Origin of the sequence: Exiguobacterium sp. s35, assembly GCF_018617535.1 — a bacterium.
Taxonomy (GTDB): Bacteria; Bacillota; Bacilli; order Exiguobacteriales; family Exiguobacteriaceae; genus Exiguobacterium; species Exiguobacterium aestuarii.
Genome location: NZ_JACSKI010000002.1, coordinates 85,354 through 104,199, shown reverse-complemented (window position 1 = coordinate 104,199; position 18,846 = coordinate 85,354). Strand labels below are relative to the sequence as shown.

Annotated in this window: 16 protein-coding genes; 8 read left to right on the top strand and 8 right to left on the bottom strand. The window is 47.3% G+C overall.

Features of this window, described 5'->3' with window-relative positions:
- The first annotated feature begins 3 nt into the window (after positions 1–3).
- Both KNO75_RS10940 and guaC read left to right on the top strand, forming a co-directional pair.
- Positions 4–2,064 carry a PAS domain S-box protein gene (locus KNO75_RS10940; protein WP_214818060.1) on the top strand — a complete coding sequence of 687 codons (2,061 nt, stop codon included), beginning with the start codon at positions 4–6 and terminating at the stop codon, positions 2,062–2,064.
- Positions 2,065–2,265: 201 nt separating this feature from the next.
- Entirely contained in the window at positions 2,266–3,249 is a 984-nt protein-coding gene (gene guaC, locus KNO75_RS10935) for a GMP reductase (protein ID WP_214821981.1), read from the top strand.
- A 25-nt stretch (positions 3,250–3,274) separates the two neighbouring features.
- On the opposite strand, the gene KNO75_RS10930 is transcribed toward guaC, so the two are convergent.
- The 5 genes from KNO75_RS10930 to KNO75_RS10910 form a co-directional block, all read right to left on the bottom strand.
- Complete coding sequence (locus tag KNO75_RS10930) at positions 3,275–3,706, bottom strand: GNAT family N-acetyltransferase (RefSeq protein WP_214790081.1); 432 nt, start codon at positions 3,704–3,706, stop codon at positions 3,275–3,277.
- A 5-nt stretch (positions 3,707–3,711) separates the two neighbouring features.
- On the bottom strand, positions 3,712–4,563 hold the full coding sequence (locus KNO75_RS10925) for an MBL fold metallo-hydrolase (RefSeq protein WP_214821984.1): 852 nt from the start codon (positions 4,561–4,563) through the stop codon (positions 3,712–3,714).
- Positions 4,551–5,306 carry a P-loop NTPase family protein gene (locus KNO75_RS10920; protein ID WP_214821987.1) on the bottom strand — a complete coding sequence of 252 codons (756 nt, stop codon included), beginning with the start codon at positions 5,304–5,306 and terminating at the stop codon, positions 4,551–4,553. The genes KNO75_RS10925 and KNO75_RS10920 overlap by 13 nt, the downstream gene beginning before the upstream one ends.
- A 2-nt stretch (positions 5,307–5,308) precedes the next feature.
- The gene (locus KNO75_RS10915; RefSeq protein WP_214821985.1) at positions 5,309–8,479 is read right to left on the bottom strand and encodes an EAL domain-containing protein; all 3,171 of its coding nucleotides are present in this window, start codon (positions 8,477–8,479) and stop codon (positions 5,309–5,311) included.
- A 139-nt stretch (positions 8,480–8,618) separates the two neighbouring features.
- Entirely contained in the window at positions 8,619–9,611 is a 993-nt protein-coding gene (locus KNO75_RS10910) for an LLM class flavin-dependent oxidoreductase (protein WP_214821982.1), read from the bottom strand.
- A gap of 260 nt (positions 9,612–9,871) precedes the next feature.
- On the opposite strand from KNO75_RS10910, the gene KNO75_RS10905 reads away from it, so the two are divergent.
- Positions 9,872–11,245 (top strand): YjiH family protein, encoded by a 1,374-nt coding sequence (locus KNO75_RS10905; RefSeq protein WP_214821979.1) that lies wholly within the window; start codon positions 9,872–9,874, stop codon positions 11,243–11,245.
- Positions 11,246–11,317: 72 nt separating this feature from the next.
- Positions 11,318–11,968, top strand: coding sequence for a C39 family peptidase (locus tag KNO75_RS10900; protein WP_214795890.1), 651 nt, complete (start codon positions 11,318–11,320; stop codon positions 11,966–11,968).
- Here KNO75_RS10900 and KNO75_RS10895 read toward each other — a convergent pair.
- A complete protein-coding gene (locus KNO75_RS10895; protein ID WP_214821977.1) occupies positions 11,934–12,758 on the bottom strand; it encodes a hypothetical protein in 825 nt (274 codons plus the stop codon). The genes KNO75_RS10900 and KNO75_RS10895 overlap by 35 nt on opposite strands.
- A gap of 92 nt (positions 12,759–12,850) precedes the next feature.
- Here KNO75_RS10895 and rluF point away from each other — a divergent pair, with 92 nt between their 5' ends.
- On the top strand, positions 12,851–13,561 hold the full coding sequence (gene rluF, locus KNO75_RS10890) for a 23S rRNA pseudouridine(2604) synthase RluF (RefSeq protein WP_015880301.1): 711 nt from the start codon (positions 12,851–12,853) through the stop codon (positions 13,559–13,561).
- A gap of 28 nt (positions 13,562–13,589) precedes the next feature.
- Here the strand turns inward: rluF and KNO75_RS10885 are convergent, their stop codons facing one another.
- On the bottom strand, positions 13,590–14,027 hold the full coding sequence (locus KNO75_RS10885; protein ID WP_214821974.1) for a hypothetical protein: 438 nt from the start codon (positions 14,025–14,027) through the stop codon (positions 13,590–13,592).
- A 60-nt stretch (positions 14,028–14,087) separates the two neighbouring features.
- Positions 14,088–14,837, bottom strand: coding sequence for an SDR family NAD(P)-dependent oxidoreductase (locus KNO75_RS10880; RefSeq protein ID WP_214821971.1), 750 nt, complete (start codon positions 14,835–14,837; stop codon positions 14,088–14,090).
- Between the two features lie 123 nt (positions 14,838–14,960).
- Here KNO75_RS10880 and KNO75_RS10875 point away from each other — a divergent pair, with 123 nt between their 5' ends.
- The 3 genes from KNO75_RS10875 to KNO75_RS10865 all read left to right on the top strand — a co-directional run bounded on the left by KNO75_RS10875 (position 14,961) and on the right by KNO75_RS10865 (position 18,652).
- A complete protein-coding gene (locus KNO75_RS10875) occupies positions 14,961–15,587 on the top strand; it encodes a TetR/AcrR family transcriptional regulator (protein ID WP_214821968.1) in 627 nt (208 codons plus the stop codon).
- Between the two features lie 302 nt (positions 15,588–15,889).
- Positions 15,890–17,758: a molecular chaperone HtpG gene (gene htpG / locus KNO75_RS10870; protein ID WP_214821966.1), complete on the top strand. Its 1,869-nt coding sequence runs from the start codon at positions 15,890–15,892 to the stop codon at positions 17,756–17,758.
- Between the two features lie 96 nt (positions 17,759–17,854).
- Complete coding sequence (locus KNO75_RS10865; RefSeq protein ID WP_214821964.1) at positions 17,855–18,652, top strand: SRA domain-containing endonuclease; 798 nt, start codon at positions 17,855–17,857, stop codon at positions 18,650–18,652.
- The last annotated feature ends 194 nt before the right edge of the window (positions 18,653–18,846 follow it).

Genomic DNA, 18,846 nt, shown 5'->3' with positions numbered 1-18,846 from the left:
GAGATGAAAGCTGACCAAACACTTCAATACAACGCATCGATTTTATTACGGACGTTCGATAAAATTTCAGACTATGTGTTCTTTATGGAAGTCGATGGTTCAGCTTATCGGTATGTCTTCGTGAATGAACCTGCAAAGCGCGCAATCAAGTGGTCGGACGCAGATGTCGGAAAGCAGATTGACGAACTCGTCCCTGCCGATACGGCCGCGCTCATTAAAAAGCATTACGATGAAGCGATTCGAACGAAAAAAAGTGTCGTCTATGAAGATTATCGTCTCGCTGACTCGTTCTATACAGATACGGTAGAAGCGGATGACGTGTTAACACTTCCCCTTCATTACTTCGAGTCAGAAGTAACACCTATTTTTAATGATGAGGGGATCTGTACCCATATCGTCTCGGTCGTTCGCGAAGTGACAGAACGAAAGCGTCGCGAACTTGAATTATCGATTTTAAAAGATCATCATGAATCACTGAGACGTTACTCGCCTCATGGGATTTTCGTGCTCGATCATCATCTAAATATCAAATCGGTCAACCCAGCTGTTACAGCCATCACTGGATATGCAGAACAGGAGATGCTCCATCAACCGTTTCTTCATTGGCTCCCTGAAGAAGAACGTTCTCGTGTCCGTAAAGGATTACAGTTCACCTTGTCCGGCATCCCTCATAAATATTCGATTTACGCTACTCATGAGTCGGGGGAACGGCTCGATTTGTCCGTGTTGAACATCCCGATCGAAGTCGGCGGTAATATTACGGGACTGTTTGCGATCATCATCGATTTGACGCCTGAGAAGAATGCCGAACGCGCTACAATTGAAAGTGAGCGCCGCTATCGTCAACTCATTGAGACGATTCCAGAAGGCATCATCGTCCATCAAAACGGTAAGATTTTGTATGCGAACGAGATGGCGCTCGCCACGATCGGGGAGACATATCTCGAGAGTGAGTCCATCTTCTCTTTCATTGCGGAAGAGTATCATCAGTCCACTCGTAAACGCCTCGCCTCCCTTGAACTCGGGGGACCTGTACAAGATACGGAAATGGTCATTGTAACGTCAGGCGGAGACAGACTACAGATGGACATCAGTAGTCTCCTTATCGACTATGAGGGACAGATGGCCGTGTTGACGATTTTGCGTGATGTCACGGAAAAGCGTGAAATGGAGCAAGCTTTGAGGCAAAGCGAATTACAATATCGACTGATTACGGAAAACATGAGCGATCTCGTCTGCATGTTAGAACGGGACGGTGCTGTTCGTTATGCATCCCCATCTCACCAGACAATTCTCGGTTTTGCGCCCGGTTACTACGAAGGAAAGAATACGCTTGACTATATTCACCCGGATGACATCCATATCGTGCGTAAGCAATTAAAAGAATTGAAAGAGCAAGATGTCTCATTGACGCTTGAATTCCGTCACTTCCATGCCGACCAACGCTGGGTATGGCTCGAAACAAAAATTCAACCGATCTACAACGAATCGGGTCAACTTCTTCACTACTTGACGGTCAGTCGTGAAATCATGCAACGTAAGGCGCTCGAGAAGCAATTGAAGCATTTGGCGTATCACGATACGTTGACCGATTTGCCGAATCGACGCTACTTCCTCGCCTATCTCGAAGAAGCGATTGGACAAAGCGAACTGGAACAGGAGAAATTGGCCGTCCTCGCCCTCGATGTCGACCGTTTTAAACAAATTAATGATACATTCGGACATGATGTCGGTGACGAACTCTTGCGACAATTAGCGCGTCGTTTGACGTCGGTTCTTCGAAAACAAGATATGATCGCGCGACTCGGCGGTGATGAGTTTGCTGTTCTTATTCGCTACAACGACGCATCTGCTCTCCATCGCGTCGCAGAAAAAATTATCAAGGCGCTACAACGCCCTTGGGAAATCGATCATCATACGTTCATCACCACTTCGAGTGTCGGGGGTGCCCGATATGTCAAAGGATTATCCACTAAACAATTGTTAAAACGCGCCGATCTCGCCCTATATGAGGCGAAAGCTGGCGGAAGAAATCAATATGCCCTTTCCAAGGATCACCTTTGAGTGATCCTTTTTTCACGTGAAACATCAGTAAATAACAGTTAAAACCGAACATTAAACATATCAAAAGATAAATTTATTCATTTTTAGATGTTTATTATCCATTTTACCTTTGACTTCGAGAGCTATTCGCGTTATATTACCGAATGGGCGAAGTTTTTTAATTGTTAAAGACATTAATGTTCGTAAATAGGGGTGTGACATATGGATAAAGTGTTTGATTATGAAGATATTCAATTAATTCCTGCAAAATGTATTGTCGATAGTCGTTCGGAATGTGATCCGACCATCGAGCTCGGGGGCTTCACGTTTCGCTTACCGGTCGTTCCTGCTAACATGCAAACAATCATTGATGAAAAAGTGGCACTCATGTTGGCCGAAAAAGGATACTTTTACATTATGCATCGCTTCAATCCTGAGACGCGTCTCGCGTTTATCCAAGACATGCATGAGAAGGGGCTTTATGCCTCCATCAGCGTTGGGGTGAAGGATGAGGAGTATGCGTTTATCGAGATGCTTCAATCGACTGGCCATACGCCAGAATTCATCACAATCGATATCGCACATGGACACTCGAATGCAGTCATTCGAATGATTCAACATATTAAGCACCACCTTCCGGGTTCATTCGTCATCGCGGGGAACGTCGGGACGCCAGAGGCTGTTCGCGAATTAGAACATGCCGGTGCGGATGCTACGAAAGTCGGAATCGGGCCAGGGAAAGTATGTATTACGAAAATCAAAACGGGGTTCGGCACGGGCGGCTGGCAATTGGCTGCACTTCGTTGGTGTGCCAAGGCGGCGACAAAACCGATCATTGCGGATGGGGGAATCCGTACACATGGCGACATCGCCAAATCGATTCGTTTCGGCGCTTCGATGGTCATGATTGGATCCTTGTTCGCTGGTCATGACGAATCTCCAGGGGAAACGTTTGAGCAAGACGGCAAACAATTAAAAGAGTATTTCGGTTCGGCTTCTGAGTTCCAAAAAGGGGAACGAAAAAACGTCGAGGGGAAAAAGATGTTTGTCGAACACAAAGGGGCATTGCAAGATACATTGACCGAGATGGAGCAAGACCTCCAGTCGGCGATTTCTTATGCGGGTGGTGACACTCTAGAAGCGTTGCGCACGGTAGACTATGTCATGGTGAAAAACTCAATCTTCAATGGGGATAAAGTGTATTAAAAAAAGGCGACCATCGTGTCGCCTTTTACAGTACCTTCATCATCATATAGTAGTCTGATCCAGGTGGGTAATCAGGAAGCACGCCTGCGACCGTATAGCCGAAGCGCTCATAAAATGATTTAGCCTGAAACGAGAACGTCGTTAATTTCACACGCTTGGCACCGAGTGACCTCGCAATCGTCTCCCCTTCTTCAAGTAATCGACTACCTAGCCGCTGTCCCTGTACGTTCGAATCCACCCATAAGCGATCTAAATCGAACCATCCCCAATATACACTCCCGTACAATCCGGCGATTACGTGTCCTTCCTGCTCAATTTTCAACTGAACGACCGGTACGACCGCCTCGCGAATCTCACGGTGATGCACCGAATGTACATTGTTATATTCACGCAACTTCCCAGTCAAAAACTGTTGAAACGACTCGTCTTCTTCATGGATGCGAACAATCGTATGCATGGGTTTCACACCGTCCCATTCACAAAAAATGTAATCAATTCCTGCTCTTCCTCGTTTATCTCACGATTGATGAGTTCGGCATAGACACGGCTGATTCGTTCATTATTTCCTGGGAAATCCTTCGAAACAGTGGCGATTCGACGTAAGGCGAGACAGTCCTCGGCGAACGCTTCACGACTCACCATCTCACCGTGTGACCAGACGATGAACTGTGCATCGAACGTTTCCAATATGTCTAACAATCGAAGTGTCGCGTCAGGCGTCATCCGCCATGTCGGAGCATACAAGTTCGCATAGAGCGCATCTCCTAAAAATAAAACACGTTCCTCTACGAGATAGAGGACGATTGAATCTTTCGAATGGTCACCACCGACATGCCTCAATACGACGTGAACCCCACCGAGGTCAAGCGTCAGCGATTCTTGAAATGTCAGTGTCGGCAAAACGATTTGAATGTCTCGCGAATCACCGTATTCTTCTCGGATTGCCTCCGCGCAAAATTCGATTTCAATCCCTTCAGCAACTCGTTCATTCAACGATGCGTCATCCCAAGCGTACGGAATGAGTTTTTCCATCTCATGCTTCGTTGCCTCACTCGCAATCGAGACAACCCCTTCTAGGGCAGGTAAACCGAAGATGTGGTCCCAATGCCAATGTGTCAATGCGACCATCGACGGTGCTCGAAGACCTTGCTTTTGAAGTTCATCTAAAAAGAGCGATGTGTGCGCTACCGAGTTACCTGCATCAATGAGCAACGTATGTGTGTCACCCACAACGGCACCAAGAATCGGACGGTCTGTATGCGCGACCGGCGTCATATACCAAAAGCGCTCCGAGTATTTGATTAAGGTTTGCATGAACGACTCGACTCCTCTTCTATCAATTTTGATAATTCTTCAAACGAAGAGCGCTCATCGTTCTGTATCCGGATGTGGCGAAGTGGTAGCCGATCAAGTAAATCGAGCTCGTGTCGCTGTCTCTCTTCCAATACCGTAACCGTTCCCGATACATCGGCAAGGTTACGTTTCAACGCATAGACCCCAGTCGTATAATATTCGACGAATCCATGTTGCCATGCAATCGGCCGTTCGTCATAGATGATTGGAAATATGCGTGCGACGTCGTTCAACTCTAGATAAACGACTGTCGGTTCAATAGGTTTTAAAATAGATGCAATCTCTTGAACGTACGCGTCAATCGCCTCTAAAGAAACGTCCTGTGCGACCATCCCGATTGTAAACGGGTTTTGAAGCAATGCGCATTCAAAGACGACGTCTCCTTCTTCCTGCTCGAAACTCTTCACATAACGACGCCATCGTTCGCACATGATTCGAGTATGGAGCGGGAACGGCAACTCATAGACGTCCGTCCCGATGTGCTCCTCCCCTTCCTCATAACGGACGAGCCATCCACCTTCAATTTCCTCGAGAATCGTACCGTGTGAAGGTCGTTCATTCACCCAATACACATCATGCACGTCAACAGGGTGAGCGGCGTCCACTTCCGAATAAAAAACACTTTGTTTCATCGCGCATAACTTTTCGGCAAATGTGGACTTTCCACTTCCCGGTAACCCTTCGATCAACCATAATCTCCCCATGATCAAAACTCCTCATCATCTGAATATCCATCGTATTGAAACCACTGGTCTCCGCCATTGTTCTTCGCAATGTACATAGCCGCATCGGCTTGTTGGAGGATCGAGTCGATGGTGGATGTAGGTTGTACCGTAGCCACGCCCACACTCACGGTGAGACGAACTTCCTCACCATTTGAAGCGACTATTCCCCGGGAAATAGTGTCATTTATCTCGTTTAACCCGATCGGACTCTCCTCTTGCACGACAACGAATTCATCTGCTGAAAATCGATACACCTGACCTCCGAACGTTTCAACGAATTCATTTAACCGTTGCGCGATTTCGATTAACATTTCATCCCCAATGAGATAGCCAAATTGATCATTGATCCGCTTGAAATCATCTACGTCGATGAACAGCAAGCTGACTACTTTTGAGCGCTGCATCTGTTTATATAAATCGGTCATGAGTGTATAACGATTGCACAATTTCGTCAGTTGGTCTTGTGTTGCAATCTGAATCATCTCACGCTGTTTCCATTCTTTTCGAATTCCGTTCTCTAGCCACCTCGCGAGTAACCGAATCGTGTCCGTCAATTCTTTAAGAGTTTCTTCGTCGAGTTGATCGTTTAAATTCCCTTGCTCCGCCAATAAGACGATCCACCCGAACACTTGATGTTTATGTGTCAGTGGAAAACTGACGAGCGTTGTGAATTCGATGCCATCTACGATCAATTCACCTTCTTGAAGGGTTTGTGAACCGACAGTTGTCAGTTGATGGAGCGAACGAAGTTCTTCTTCCCCCCATGTCAGACGTGACACCCCGTTCTCCACTAAGAGACGATGCGAGGATTCGATGGAGAAAATCACCGCATGCGAATAGCCGACCCATTCTAATAAGATTTCTTGGACACGTGCCAGTTGGTCTTGGAACGGCATTCGAAGTGCGGTCGCTTCATATAATGACTCGACGACTTGTTGGCGTTTGATTTGTCGCCGTGACACTTCTGTATGCTCAATCTCTGCCATGACCCAGTGTGTGAACGACTCGAGTGCATGTAGGTTTTCTTCCGTGAACGTTCTCGCCTGAGTATCGACCACGCAAAGTGTACCGATGACATGACCTTGCTTTGTCCGGAGCGGCACCCCGGCATAGAATCCGACTTGTTCGAGCCATGGACTGTCATTCTCAAACTCTTCAGCCGCCACATCCTCGATCACCATCGAACGTTCCGATGTCACGACCCGATTACATAACGTCCACTCCCGCTTGAGATGAGAAGACCCGAGTTCGATGCCGACACAAGATTTGAACCATTGCTGGTCAGTTGTCATGATGGAAATGAAGGCGACCGGCATCTGCAACGTTCGGGCGACCAAACGAGAAATTCGATCAAACCGTTCTTCTTGGGGCGTGTTCAAAATCTCCAATCGTAAGATGGCCTTTAGCCGTTTCATTTCCCGTTCGTCGAGTGCAGGATGCAGTAAGTGTGACGGTTGTTCAATTTTCGATAAGACCGTTTGGTGAGAATATAAAATTTCAAGCGCCTCACCTAGGTCTTCGAGCGCCATCGGACGGCTAAAAAAATAGCCTTGAATCTCATCACAACCGAGTTGACGCAAAATCCGATACTGTTCTTCCGTCTCAACACCTTCAGCTGTCACTTCGAGGTCTAACTTTTTGGCGAGTGACACAATCAGTTTGACGATTTCATACTCTTTCAGTCCATTTTCCTGGTCGAGTTGCGCAACAAATGACCGGTCAATCTTAATCCCGTCGATTTCGAATAGCTTCAAGTAATTTAAAGAAGAATAACTCACCCCAAAATCATCAATCACCAATCGGAATCCTTGTTGCTTCAACGATTCGACCGTTTTAATGGCAGCGACCGGTTCATGCATGAGCGTGTGTTCCGTCACTTCAAATTCGAATTGCTCCGGTTGTAAGTCGTAAGACGCAACGATTGTCACTAACTCATTCATATGATGCTCATGAAACAAGTTCGGAGACACATTCACAGCGACACGACGCCCTTCAAACTGTTCGGGATGAGTTGATACATCCTGGCACACTCGATTCATCACAAACTGTGTCACGTCCTCAATGAGGAGTGACTGTTCCGCCACGCGAATAAACGTTTCAGGTGAAACGAATCCGAGTACAGGACTATTCCAACGAATGAGCGCCTCAAAATGAATCGATCCGTCCATCGACACTTTTGGTTGATACACCATATATAGTTCATCTTGTTTGATCGCCTTCACCAGTTCCGTCTCAATCATGATTTCATCGATGTAACGCTGCACATACTCATCGTGCTCATACAAACGAATCGTTTGATTGCCAGTCTGACGCGCCTCGAGTAAAGCGGTCGAAGCGTTCATGATCACGCGATCGGCGTCAGACGTTCCCGAACCGATACCGATACAACTCGATAACGGAAACTCCGCATCAGCCACTCGGTAAGAATGACCCGCAATCACATCGAGTAGATGTTCGGCATACATATAAGCCATCTTAATCGGAACATGTGGCAAGACCGCTACAAAATCTTCCCCGTCCACCCGACCAATGATGGAGCCTTTAGGAAGCGTATTCGCCAATTGACGCGTGATGTCTTTTATCAATTCGTTCGATCGTTCCACCCCTTGGAGAGACATCATCATCTTGAAACGATTGATGTGTAGACGCATCACACTTGTCTCTTCCGTGCTCTGTTGCTCGAACAATTGATCGAGATCCAATTTGACTTTCATCAAATTCGGCATACCCGTCAAATAGTCCATATGCTCGATGCTTCGTAACAATTTGATTTCCGCTTCTTCTGATAAATCCGTCGTCAAACTGAGCACATAGCGTACGACACCCGATTCATCTTCGATTGGTACGAGCATGGAGGAAGCGAACCGGGCTGTATTGGAGTCGATGTTCATTTTTGACATGAAATAGACCGGGTCCCCCGTCTCGACGACCGCGTCATAATGTTCGATTAATTCATTGGCTACTTCTGAGCGGTACATCTCATGTAAATAACGACCTTCCACATCATTCGGAAGTGAGGAGGCCAGTTTGCCCTGTTCACTCACTTGCACATATCGATATCCCACATCTGTCACTTCCATGAGGAATACCATCCGATATAAACGTGTGAACAGTTCGAATAAATAATGCGGATCCCCTTTCATCCGTTTCATCGTATACCTCCACCTGATCCTTTTTCTTATAGTGTAGTTGGTTTCGCTGCTTCTATGGAGAAAACCTTTGAAAAAAGGGGAAAACGTTTTTCGTTCCAATACAAAACACCTCCTCAATTCCGAGAAGGTGTTCATCGAATCAAAGCAATTCGTTCGCCAACAGGCGATAAACGTTCAAACGATCCTCTTGTTTATGCTGAATGCTACAAATCATCGCCTCATCGAAGCCATATCGCTCCGACTCATCGCGTAACTGTTCCGCGATTTGTTTCGGCGTCCCCACAAGGTGAATGGCCCGATTGTTGGCGATATGAATCTTGTCGACTTCTGTGAGCGGATACTCATGCGCCGCTTCCGGACTCAACAGCTGTCTCAACTGTCCTCGCATCAAGAAGAGACGCGACAAGTCAGATGGTCGAGCCAAATATTCCGCCTCTTCTTCCGTCTCTGCCGTCGTCACTAAATACGTGACACTGATATCCGGCTTCTCCATAAAGTCAGACGGTGTAAAGTGGTGACGATACGTGTCGAGCGTGTCGGCACTCAGTTCGCCATTGAAAAATTGAGCAAACGAATAACCGAGACCCATGCGCCCGGCTTGAACCGCACTGTTCCCGCTCGATCCGAGTAACCACGCTTCCGGCAACGTGACGCCTGTCGGTGCAGCCGGTGTATTCTTGTACCACCGTTCTTCTGGCGTCTCGTCTTTAATCAGCTGAAGCGTTGTATCGAGCTTCTCATAAAGTCCATCCATCATCGGTTTTTGACCTTGTGACATCGCATAGATGGCATTCGCGTCACCACCTGGCGCACGTCCGACACCGAAATCGATGCGTCCTGGCGCAAGGGCACTAAGCGTCTTGAACACTTCCGCCATCTTCAGTGGCGAATAGTGCATCATCATGATGCCGCCGGAACCGAGACGAATCTTGCTCGTCATCGCTGCTAGATAGGCCGCGATGACTTCTGGAGCCGAACTCGCGAACGACATGCCACCATGGTGCTCGGCCATCCACATGCGGTAATATCCTAACTCTTCTGCGACTTGCGCGAGCTCGACCGCACTCTCTAGCGCATGCTCGCCTGTATGACCGGACGTGACCGGTGCCTGATCTAACACACTCAATCTCATGATGTATTCTCCTATCTCTATAATGAAGTTTCTAAATATCTTGAATTTGTTGGACTCGCCGTCATCATACTAAATGCCTCTATGGAATACGAATGATTTGCCTAGTGTATCACCTATATTTTTCAGAAAATTTACGCAATCGGTTGATAGCACCTGGTCATATTTTTTATACTGATAATGAAATACGTTTTAATATGGGCTGGATGTGTAATGGGGATACATAGACAGCACAAACACTTCGGGGAAATGGGGAATGCATCATGAATGGTTCATCAACACCAGACAAAAAGAATACTTCTTTTTCGAGTCGGGACTTTTTTAAGTTTTTGGTCCCATCGCTCATCGGGATCATGTTTTTCATCGTCCCAATCTCATCAGAGGAAGGCTTTACGATTCCAGTCGCCTTCTTATCCAATCTATTGATTGAATGGATTGGCGAGTTCGTTCCGACACTTGCCGTCATCATGATGGGGATTTCAATCGCTGGATCTTCGTTATTGTTCACGGCACGTCCTGCTTTTATGGTAGAACGACCGTCCGTCAACGCACTCTTTAGCGTGACACCGTTTTGGTTTATCATGCGCATCATCGGTTTTATCGCAGGAGTCATGACGCTACTCACTCTCGGACCAGAGATGATCACCTCGGAATTTACGGGTGGTTTGCTCCTCTTTGATTTGATTCCAATCTTGTTCGCGACGTTCTTCTTTGCCGGTATGTTATTACCTTTATTGCTGAACTTCGGACTTCTCGAGTTCGTCGGGACATTCTTGATGAAAATCATGCGCCCGCTCTTCCGCTTACCGGGGCGCGCCTCGCTCGACTCGCTCGCTTCATGGGTCGGAGATGCGACGATCGGGATCCTACTGACAACAAAACAGTATGAGGAAGGCTATTACACGAAACGGGAAGCATCGATCATCGCGACGACCTTCTCCGTCGTCTCGATCACCTTCACCATCGTCGTCTTACAGTATGTCGAGCTCGATCAATACTTCTTACCGTACTACGGGGCAATTGTTTTATCAGGACTAGTTGCAGCACTCATCATGCCGCGGATTTATCCATTATCTAAAAAGGCAGACACGGCTTATGAGAAGACAGAACTTAAACCGGAAGAAGAGGTGCCGGCGAACGTGTCACTCAGCAAGTGGGCATTGACGCAAGCGCTACAAAAATCAAGTTCGAGTAAGAGCTTCCTAGAAACACTGAAAGACGGCTTCAAGAACGTCCTTGATATGTGGATCGGTGTCCTTCCTGTCGTCATGGCGGTCGGAACGATCGCGGTCGTCATCGCAGAATACACGCCGTTCTTCACCATCATCGGAAAGCCGTTCGAACCGATTCTGATGCTCCTGCAAGTACCTGAGGCATCAGAAGCTGCTCAGACGATGGTCGTCGGTTTCGCCGATATGTTCTTGCCAGCTGTACTCGGTAGCGGCATCGAGAGCGAGTTGACGCGTTTCGTTATCGCTACATTATCGGTTACCCAGCTCATCTATATGTCAGAAGTCGGGGGCTTGTTGCTCGGTTCAAAACTGCCGATCTCATTCCTCGATCTCGTCTTGATTTTCTTGTTACGTACATTCATCACGCTTCCGATTATCGTCGGAATCGCACATCTGGTCTTTTAACGAAAACGACGCCCTTTCTCTTTTATGAGATGGGGCGTTCTTTGTATACTAAAAGAAAAGGAGGTGGACCGCATGGAGCACCCATTCGCAGGACAACTCGAGGTCGCGAACAATGGCTATGCCGGCATCATCGACCCAGAACTTTACGTGAACGATCGTTATCACGGACGCTGGACATTAGCGCGCTCTGTACAGATTGAAGGCGTGCCCGTCTTGCTCCAACGACAGTTCGAGAACGGAAAGAACAATTGTACGTTGACGTCCATCACCGCCATCTTCCGTTTCTATCGAGACCATGGGTATAGGAATATTCCAGATGACGTGACGCAGATTCAAGAGGATGTGCGCGAGATTGCCTTCATGCATCATTTCAAAGACGAGAAAGGGACACCTCCGACTCAAATCGCCACCATCATCACGAAACTGTGGAAGCGATACGGATACGTTGGTCGAGGCAGTTCCCGCTATCTATGGAAATGGTCGACGTTCGAGCGTGAGCTGAAAGCAGGTCGCCCGTTTGTATTGAACATGGCGAACGGCTTCTATAAAAATCATTCCGTCACGGGAATCGGCTATTTGCAGTTTGAAAAACGGGGATTTCCCGACGTCGTCTTGTTGGCCGTGCTCGATAATCGTTCAAAAGACGTGCGCTATATCGACTTCAACGAATTCAATTTCTGGGGAAGCATCACGCGCGTCCATCCGCCAGCCACTCGTCCATAATCGCTTCAATCGCTTGCCCGATTCGTAACAGATGCTCGCGCTTGGCATATGACCCGTAATGTAGTCCGTTTGAATCACGGCCACTCCCGAGCCCGACGAATACTTCAGATGGTTTCATATGAAGTCCGATCATCGGGATACCTGATGCATGGCGCCCGATTTCATAGGTGATGGTAGGGTATGTCGTGAGTTGTCCTGTTGTAGAGAAGCCAGTGAAGGCACGACAGTTATCCTGTCCGAGTACAATCAATCGGGTCGGTTTAATATATGTAATCGTGCGTTCCAATAACTCAATCGAGGTCGGATGCTCCATCCAGTCCCGCCCGGTCTTCATCTTCCCCATCTGTTCATACGTGGCGAACTTGAAAAAATCGACGTGAATGACAGAGTTCGAATCGTCATAAAACGACCGTCCCATCCCATTTAACAGCGCCTCGAGTTTGGCGCCACTTTGTTTTCCGAACCAGCTCGTCGTCGCGCGACCTGATTCGAAATAGGCTGATGCCCATTCAATCGTTTGTCGCAGCGCCTCTTCATTCCCGAGGTAATCTTCCAACGAGAGCGTCTCCCGCCAATAGAACTTTTGGTGTTTCCCCGTTCTCGGTGTCCCGTCTCGATGGAGAAACTCGCCGCGTGACGGATTCGTCCCGATGGTCAGCCATTGATTCGGACCTGGCCGCCCGTACCAAAGGACAGGCGACGCCTCCGGAATCAATTCCTTTCCAAACGGCGTGTCGCGGATGGCCTCCTGAAATCGGATTGCGTCCTGTAACAGTCGTATCGCCTCCATGTCATCCCTCCTCTCCCGTTCGTTTCCCGCTTTCGGCGGTTTGTAAAATACGTTATAGTGAGAGGACGAAGCCAAATAAAGGACGTGTACACATGCGCATCAATAAATTCATCAGTGAATCAGGCAAGGCGTCCCGTCGCCAAGCCGACCGTCTCGTCGAAGAGGGACGCGTCACCATCAACGGGAAAAAAGCAAAAATCGGCGACCAGGTCAAACCAGGGGATGAAGTCCTCGTCAACGGTTCGGTCGCACGTGTCGCACGAAACAACGTGTATATCGCCGTCCATAAGCCGGTCGGGATCACGAGTACGACAGAGAAGAAGGTAAAAGGGAATTTGGTCGACATGGTCAACCATCCGCTTCGCATCTTCAACATCGGTCGTCTCGATAAAGACTCGGAAGGTCTCATCTTGATGACGAACGACGGTGATATCGTCAACGAGATTCTCCGTGCAGAAGGCGAGCACGAGAAAGAATACATCGTCTCGGTCGATAAGCCGATCACACCAGAGTTCGTCGAGCAGATGGAAGCTGGCGTCAAAATCCTTGGACAGAAGACGCTACCGTGTAAAGTCCGTCCGCTCTCGAAGTTCGACTTCAACATCACGCTAACGCAAGGACTCAACCGTCAAATCCGCCGCATGTGTGAGGCGCTCGGATACGAAGTGTTCCGCCTCCAACGCGTGCGTGTCATGAACATCACGCTCGGGAAACTCCCGCCTGGGCAGTGGCGCGACCTTTCGAAAAAAGAGCGGGAGCAGCTGTTCCGCGAATTGAATTACGAACCGAAAGAATGGTACTAAAAAGCAGCCTGAGTCGTCTCAGGCTGCTTTATTCTGGTCGAAGTGATAAGACATGGTCGGTCTCACGACGAATGAAACGTTTAAGTTGAGCGCTCAAGTCATCGAGCTGTCCCATTGTCGTCCTCATTCTACATTTCATATGAACATGGTCAAATGAGTCAAACTGCCATTCATCATGAATGAAAGTATCGATTTGGATGGTCCCAATCCGGTCAATCAACGTGAAAGTTAGATTGACTTGCAAATCATCCGAATCCTCTTTTTCATCGAGCAGTCTCCATGTGATTGGTTCTTTGCCCCACGCTTGATTGAATTGATCGATCTTTTGATGAAGATCCTCAAGACTCGCATCATCTAAATAAATCAACTGATTACTGGTGCAGGCAGAAGACCGAAGTTGAAGCTGAACTTGATAAAACAGCTCCGTTTCATCCATCCATACTCGTTCCATCTCAAACTGAATCATGACTTCACCTCTTTTTCTTAATATAACACGAGGTATCATCACGTCAGGATGCTCTCTCGATTATTTCGCCGTCACGCCGCCGTCTACCGGGAGTTCGATCCCGCTAATATGATTCGCTTCATCTGACGCGAGGAAGAGGACGGCTGCCGCCACCTCATCCGCTTGTCCGAGATTCGGCAAGGCGATTTGATTCAAGAAGTGCTGCTTATAGTCCGGATGTTCCATATGCGGCGCACTCATCGGCGTCACGATATACCCCGGATGCACCGAGTTGACCCGAATGTTTTGCTTCCCATAATCGACGGCCGCTGCTTTTGTAAGTGAACGGACCGCACCTTTTGATGCCGTGTATGCCCCTGCACCTGCCATACCGGTCAATGCAGAGATAGAGGAGATGTTGACGATCGATCCACCGCCATTCTCTGTCATGAGCGGAATCGCATACTGCGTCCCTAACATGACCCCATCGATATTGATGCGATATGTGCGTGCCCAGTCCTCTTCTGTCTGTTCCAAGAACGGTTTTGCGAGTGCGATTCCAGCGTTATTGACGAGAATATCTAATTTGCCACATGTCGCTTCGACTTCCGCAAATACGTCTTCCCAGCTTGCGCGTGATGTCACGTCATGTTTGACCGCGATGGCTTCCCCGCCTTGTGCACGAATCGACTCGACCACATTTTTTACCCCTTGTTCATTGATGTCTGTCGCGACAACCGTCGCCCCTTCTTTGGCGAATAGACGTGCCGTCGACTCTCCCATACCGCTTCCTGCCCCTGTGATGACCGCTACTTTCCCCTGTAAACGCATTGTCCCAGCTCCATTCATTAAATTATGATAGTCTAACTATCATAATCATAATCAGTTGTGACATTAATCTCAACGAAACTGCTCGAAGGCGATATACTAAGGACAGACAATGAGGTGATGGAATTGAGTAAACGACAACAAAACAAAGAAGAACGGATTCAACTGATTATCCAAGAGGCCGAGCGCTTATTTTTAGAGAATGGCTTTGAGAAAGTTCAAATGCAGGATATCGCGGATGCGGCAGGGATTGGGATAGCGACACTGTTTCGCTATTTTCCGAAGAAAGATCAATTGATTGTCGCAGCGGCCGTTAAGAATTTACAGCCAACACTCGAACGATTGGAGCAATTTGTGAATGAGGAAGGCAACGCCTATGAACGGCTCGAGGTCATCTTGAACCACTTTTTCGAGATGCAACTCGAACGGACGGACCACGCCCGTTTCCGCGAGGCGTTTGAGAGCTATGCCTCCTTCGTCGCCACGCCCCTCCCTGGGATTGAGACGTACATTGATGTGCAGCGACACATCATGCAGACGCTCGAACCATTGATTGAAGAGGGAAAACGGGATGGCTCGTTCCGAGCAGATATCGATGTGAAAGTGACTGTCGTGACAATCATCAATGCGTTTGGGACGTTCGGCAACAACATCCTATTGAAGTCGCATATCAGTTATTTGGAGGACGATATCGAACCGGCTGTGCAAATCAATGCGTTGAAAGAGATGTTGCTCGCCTCCATTCGGACATAAGAAAAGCCTCCCTTCGTTTGAAGGGAGGCTAGTTGTATACATAAAAAATGAGCACCTCTCACTAGAGGTGCTCTCGAAAGTCTACCGCGACGGACCACGCTCCACAACGTGCTCCTCAAGGGAATGTCCGCCGTCTTACATAGACCAGCTCATCGCATGTACTCAACTATATGCGAATCAAGCGTCCTCGTCAATCTTTTCTTGAAATCCAGTTGACATCTTCCTAATTTTTAGGATAATCAATAGTGTTAGCACTCTTTATACAAGAGTGCCAAAATACAGACGAAAAAGGGAGAACGATCATGACAAAGAAACAGTTTCAAACGGAATCGAAACGAATTTTAGAGTTGATGGTCCACTCAATTTATACACATAAGGACATCTTCTTGCGCGAGCTCATCTCGAACGCAAGTGACGCGATCGACAAGATGTATTATCGCGCCCTCTCCGACGAGAGCATCGAGTTCAACAAAGACGATTACTTCGTCAAAATCGAACTCGACAAAGAGGCACGGACCATCACGATTCGCGATACAGGAATCGGGATGACAGAAGAAGAACTTGAAACGAACCTCGGAATCATTGCAAAGAGCGGTTCACTCGCCATGAAACAGACAACGAAGATGGAAGAAGACCATAGCCTCATTGGTCAATTCGGGGTCGGATTCTATTCTGCGTTCATGGTCGCTGACCGTGTGACGGTACGGACTCGCTCGATTGACAGTGATCAAGGATACGTATGGGAGTCAGAAGGCACAGACGGCTATTCAATCGAACCGACAGACAAGGCGGACATCGGTACGGAGATCACGCTCCACTTGAAAGCAGACACAGAAGATGACGCGTATTCGTCATTCCTTGAAGAGTATGAAATTCGTTCGCTCATCAAGAAACATTCGGACTTCATCCGCTACCCGATCAAACTCGATGTGACGAAACATCGTCAAAAAGAAGACTCGGAAGAGTACGAGGATTATAAAGAAGAAGAGACCGTCAACAGCATGGTGCCGATTTGGCGGAAGCGTAAGAGCGAGTTGACAGACGAAGATTACAAAGCATTCTATCACGAGAAGCGCTACGGCTTTGATGAGCCGCTCAAACATCTTCACTTGAACGTCGACGGGACGATTCGCTATCAATCAATCCTCTATATTCCGTCAACGGTTCCGTTCGACTATTACACGAAAGAATTCGAGAAAGGGCTCGAGCTTTACTCGAACGGCGTGTTGATCATGGAGAAGTCACCAGACCTCTTGCCGGATTACTTCGGCTTCGTCAAAGGGATGGTCGACTCAGAAGACCTCTCCCTCAACATTTCCCGTGAAATGTTGCAGCAGGACCGCCAGCTTCGCGTGATCGCCAAAAATGTGAAGTCAAAAATCAAAGGCATGCTCGAGAAGATGCTCCAAAACGAGCGTGAGGACTATGAGAAGTTCTATGAGTCGTTCGGTCGTCAATTGAAGTTCGGTGTGTATGACCAGTTCGGCGCAGCAAAAGATGAATTGAAGGACTTGATTCTCTTCCATTCTTCTCATGAAAAGAAACTCGTCTCGCTCAAAGAGTACGTCGAGCGGATGAAAGAAGACCAGAAGTACATCTATTACGCGACAGGCGAGTCGATTCATCGCATCGACCTCTTGCCACAAGCGGAGCGCTTGAAAGAAGAAGGATATGAGATCCTCTACTTCACAGAAGAGATCGATGAGTTTGCAATCAAGATGCTTCAGTCGTATGACGACAAAGAGTTCAAGTCGATCGCGAGCGGCGACCTCGGTCTCGATGACGCGGAAGCGAAATCGCTCAACGAAGACAACCAAGACTTGTTCGACTTTATGAAACAAGAACTCGGGGACCGGGTCAAAGAAGTGCGTGCCTCGACACGCCTCAAGTCGCACCCTGTCTGCTTGACGGTCGCAGGCGACGTCTCGATTGAGATGGAGAAGATTTTGAACGCGATGCCAAACGGCGGCAGCATGAAAGCGGAGAAAGTCCTCGAAGTGAACGCTGACCACGCTATCTTCCAGACACTCCAACGTGTATATAAAGAAGATGAAGCGAAAGCGAAACAATATACAGACCTCTTGTATCAACAAGCCCTCCTCATTGAAGGGTTACCGATTGAAGATCCGGTAGCGTATTCGAATGCGGTGTGTGCGTTGATGGCAGAGTAACGATGAAGGCAGGGGTATATCCTCTGTCTTTTTCGTTTTTAATAAAAAAGCATGCTACACTTTAACTAAATGAAAATTTTGGGAATGAGGTGCTTTATGCTGTTCGAAAAAAATAAAGTATATAGACGTTCCTCCATCCATGATCAATATGGAGGAAGTCGTCAACGAGGAATCAGTACACCTAACAAACATAAACTTATTTTTATTTTTGATAGTGGGATGGACCAAGAGTTTGGCTATAAGAATGGCTGGAGCGAAGAAGATGGTTTGTTCTATTATAGCGGCGAAGGACAAGAAGGAAATCAAACCTTCTCCTTCGGAAATAAGGCACTTCTCCACCACATTGAAAATGGTGAAGACGTTTATCTATTTGAGTCTCTCGGCAAAGGAAATTATCGTTTCGTAGATCAACTTATCTTGATTGGCTATGATATTCAATTTGGAATCGACAAGCATCAAAATCAGCGAGAAGTCATCGTTTTTGCTTTCGAACCACTCCATATAGTACAAGAAGAATCTCAAGAATTTGCATCCACCATGAGATACAAATCGATCGAGGAGCTCGAACAAATCGCTACACGTGACCCTAAGCGCGCGACTGGATTAAGTATGTCGATTCGAAAGCGTCAAGTGCGGGAACAGACATCAGCTTTATATTATTACGTACTTGCAAGAGCAAATAATCACTGTGAGGCATGCGGTCAAGCCGCGCCATTCGATACTGAACATGGTCCATATTTAGAACTTTACTCGCTATATAAAGAATCTGATGAGGGATTGGCTCTCCCTGAACAAGTGATTGCCACTTGTCCTAACTGTCATGCTCGATTACGAAAAAGTCAGGATCGTGCTTTGTATCGAGAAAAAATTATACAGCAAATTCCTCTACCTTAATCTCTACTTGTGATTAAGGTTTTTTATTGAGGTAATTGATAATCATATAATTCGCGACGAGAAAATCAATGACCCTACTCAATATATTAGTAACTTTACTTATAAGTTTCATTTTTCAAAATAAGAAAATAGATAGAAAAATACTACTCAATATGTAATCGTTTTCTTTCCTTTTATTAAGCCAAATTCGGATA